The following is a 3,652-nucleotide window of genomic DNA, read 5'->3' on the forward strand; positions in this document are numbered from 1 at the left end:
TAAAAGGTTTTATTGTAGCTGCTGATTTTGATGGTGAGGCGAGAGAGTATGGTATTACGAACATTGAAGATGTGGTAATAGAGCCAAATACCGCTCCATTATCACAGTTAGAAAAAGTAAATAACAGTACTGCAACCGAAGATGATAAAAGCTATGGCTTGAGTATTGTCAACGATAAAGAAATAAATGAGGTTATTATAAATTATAGGTATTTAGGACTTTCTTTTGAAAAAAAGGTTCCTATTCAACACTAAACCTTGTTGTGTTAACAGGTGCGTTAGTACAATAAGTTCTCGCTGCTCTAGTTCAAAAAAAGGGAGATTATTTTAAGAAGAAATTTGCTTTAGGGGGGAAAGAATTTGCTGAAAGTATTAAGAATTATCTTATCAATATCCGTTGTCACATTAGGTAGCTATATTTTAATAACTCGAAAAATGGAATTATTGCCTTATTCTTTATTTTTAGTGGGTGTCCTAACGTTGGTATTAGGCTTAATTGAACTTAAAAAAGACAAAAGATCATTTTGGGGATTTATAAACATTGGTGCATCTGCGTTTGTATTTTTCGTTGTTATTTATACTTCACAATTCAGCTAACGGGTGCTTTAGTGGAACAAGGAGTTGTCGACTTGGCAGCTCCTATTGCTTATTGAAGTAACGAAGCAGGATTGTTGAAGAAGGAGGAGATTATTTGAATTCCAGATTGAAGTCGTTCCTTTCTAGTATTGTAGGTGTACTTGTAGGTATTATGATTATTAGTATTATTAGAAATGGACAAATAGATTGGGGTACAATTGGAGGTCTATTGGCTATAACTTTCTTAATATTATTTTTTAGATTAGGCTTAAATTTATATAAAAAAAATGAATAACAGTATTGAACAATAGGGTGCGTTACGGCTTATTGCACTAACGAAGCAGGATTGTTTAATAAGGGGATGTGCTAATGTGAAGAAATTGTTATTAACGATTGCTATTATAATTACTTTATTTTTATCGTTTGAATTTCTTGGCGTAAGCAACTTTATGCCAGATACAATTCATAATTCAACCATAACATCAGGCTTAATAACAGATAAAAAGTTAGATGAAGGTAATAATTACTTCATCAAATTAAAAGTTATAGATGAAAAACAAAGTAGTGGTACAAGGGAAGTTAAAATTAGGGTACCATCGGAAAATGTATGGAATCTAATCGAAATAGATAGAACATATTTTGTTGGTTTCCAATGGAAGAACAATGAAGTCCCCAAATTGACCCAAATCGAAATTAATGATGAATTTGCAGAAATATACGAGGGGAAGTTTTAAACTAACGGGTGCTTTAGTTGAAGAAGCAATTGAAAATAAAGATAAGAAAGATTTCAGTTCACTGAATTGAGATCTTTTATTTTAATTACGAATATCACTACAAATAGGTATACAAACTTAGTTACATTGAAACCCTAGTTGTTATTCTTAATCATAAGTATTGTAAAATGAATGTTTTAAATTTAGAACGTCATGTTAAATTTAAGTAAAGATATATAAAAAAACATAACAAAGCTGATTTCCTGTGGGGATTAGCTTTTTTTCTATGAAAAAATATAAAACATAAGTATTTATTTGAAATAAACGGAAATTACTTATAACAAGAGAAAATCTTAGGGAGGGTAAAATGTATATTAATAATGTTCGGGACACGATTAGGAAGTTAGATGATGGTGAATATGATGAATATCTGAAAAGACTAAGGCATGTTTTAAGAAGAATTTATAAGAAAAGTGTAAAACCATCTGAACTTAAACAACGGGTTGATGAGTTTACTAGTGGCAAAAATCCGAAAATTGATTACTTCGAAGCTTATTTACTAACATTTGATGAGTTTGCTACAAATGGTGCAATAAGTGCACTACATAATAAAAAGATACATATGCCTACAACGTGGAGGCAATTATTAGTAAGTACAACAGATGATCAACCTTTATCCCCTGATATTGCGGTCCATTTACAAGATGAACAAATACTAATACAAGTAAAGGCATTGTTTTATAACTCCGTGGGTTATTGCAAAAATAAAAATAAAGAACAGTTTTCATCAAATTTATATAGTTTTAATAACTTCTTAAAAATTAAATAAGTCAGAATCCGACCTATTATGCAATTGATAGGTCTTTTTTGCATGTTATGTAGTTTATAAATTACATAATATGTTAATAATAGTTGATAAATGTAATATAAAAAATACATCTTGTGGATATTTTTTGTAAAAATGTTTTATTTTCGAACAGTTAATCATGTGAAAAAATGTTTTTACAAAATATATTTCTTCTAAAACATTTTTTTTACCAAAATATATACTAGAAAAATTTAGAGCATGCAATAAGATATATACCTGTTTATGATGATAGCAGATAACATTAGCAATCAAGGGAGTGTCATCAATGGCAAAAAGGAAAACAACTTTAACCGAAAAGAAAATAGCCGAAATGGAGAAGGAAGGTCGTGGTCAGGGAGAGAAAGAAACCTATAAACCTTGGATTACGATTCAGGATTTCCCGTCAAATGGTCTAGCAACTAGAGGGAAAGGATGGAAAACAAATCGAATACATCAGTTTCTATCAAAACTAGAGCGTGACTACTTTTATGTATTGGAATGGAATAAAGCTGTTGTTGATATACAGGAACAATTTCCGTTGATTCGTGAAGATACACACTATATAGCAACGAACAAAGAAATCAAACATCCGTGCGATCCAAAATCCAAGGTGCCAATCGTAATGACTACGGATTTCCTTATTAGTGTTTCTACCGCCGCGGGTGAAAAATTTTATGCACGAACAATAAAACCTTCAAAGGAATTGGAAAACAAGCGAACCATTGAAAAGTTTGAGATTGAGCGTTCCTATTGGGAAGGTCGAGGAGTGGATTGGGGAATTGTAACTGAAAAGGAAATGCCCAGAAATCTTATCGATAATGTGGAATGGCTCCATTCATCCTATTTCAATATAACGGAATTAACCACATCAGTGCTTGATACGTACATGAGGGAAATGAAGTTATTTATTAATAAATATAACCGATCGATTATTGAAGTTGTAACAGAATTTGATAAGACATTTCAACTGGAAAATGGAATGGGTTTGGAGATTTTAAAACATTTAATTGCTCGTCGAGAATTCCGAGTTGAGGTCAATCAAAAAATTTATACGCATCTAAATGTTGAAGATGTATTCAAAATGGACTTCGAGTAATGAGAGGAAGGGATCAAATGTTTATTACTAATGATTTAATCTGTATCGAAGATGCTAACGGTGATAAACAAACGGAACGCATCCTCTGGATTGATGAAGGCAGTGTTATCTGTTACACCATAAATATTGAACAATCTAAAGCATTCCCCGTCAAACGGAAAATGTCGGATTTAATGCAATTGTACGAAGAAAAATTAATATCATTGATAAATAAAGATCCCTTTAGTTTTATTTATCAAAGTGAAGAAGAGTTGTCTGACTACAATAAATCTCTACGAGATGAACGATGGAGATGTATTAAATCCATGGTTTTACAGGAGCCAGAAATTTTTAGTAGTAAAGGAAGAGGGTCCTTTATTCAAGTCGCAATGAAAGAGACGGGAAAAACAAAACGTCTACTTTATAAGTACATGATGCAATT

At 31.5% G+C, this 3,652-nt stretch carries 5 protein-coding genes and 2 pseudogenes; all 7 read left to right on the forward strand.

Features of this window, described 5'->3' with window-relative positions; genetic code table 11:
* Nucleotides 1-254: pseudogene (locus ACOI1D_RS21185) on the forward strand (hypothetical protein); the annotation flags it as partial.
* Between the two features lie 105 nt (nt 255-359).
* Nucleotides 360-596, forward strand: a complete 237-nt coding sequence (locus ACOI1D_RS21190) for a DUF3953 domain-containing protein (RefSeq protein ID WP_422504151.1) — start codon at nt 360-362, stop codon at nt 594-596.
* Between the two features lie 94 nt (nt 597-690).
* Nucleotides 691-870, forward strand: a complete 180-nt coding sequence (locus tag ACOI1D_RS21195; RefSeq protein WP_422504153.1) for a hypothetical protein — start codon at nt 691-693, stop codon at nt 868-870.
* A 76-nt stretch (nt 871-946) separates the two neighbouring features.
* Complete coding sequence (locus ACOI1D_RS21200; RefSeq protein WP_422504155.1) at nt 947-1,309, forward strand: hypothetical protein; 363 nt, start codon at nt 947-949, stop codon at nt 1,307-1,309.
* A 346-nt stretch (nt 1,310-1,655) separates the two neighbouring features.
* The gene (locus ACOI1D_RS21205) at nt 1,656-2,117 is read left to right on the forward strand and encodes a hypothetical protein (RefSeq protein WP_422504157.1); all 462 of its coding nucleotides are present in this window, start codon (nt 1,656-1,658) and stop codon (nt 2,115-2,117) included.
* A gap of 304 nt (nt 2,118-2,421) precedes the next feature.
* Nucleotides 2,422-3,231 carry a TnsA endonuclease N-terminal domain-containing protein gene (locus ACOI1D_RS21210; RefSeq protein WP_422504159.1) on the forward strand — a complete coding sequence of 270 codons (810 nt, stop codon included), beginning with the start codon at nt 2,422-2,424 and terminating at the stop codon, nt 3,229-3,231.
* Nucleotides 3,232-3,248: 17 nt separating this feature from the next.
* Nucleotides 3,249-3,652 (forward strand): annotated as a pseudogene (locus ACOI1D_RS21215) (hypothetical protein); the annotation flags it as partial.

It is taken from the genome of Virgibacillus sp. DJP39, assembly GCF_049310925.1.
GTDB lineage: Bacteria > Bacillota > Bacilli > Bacillales > Amphibacillaceae > Virgibacillus_F.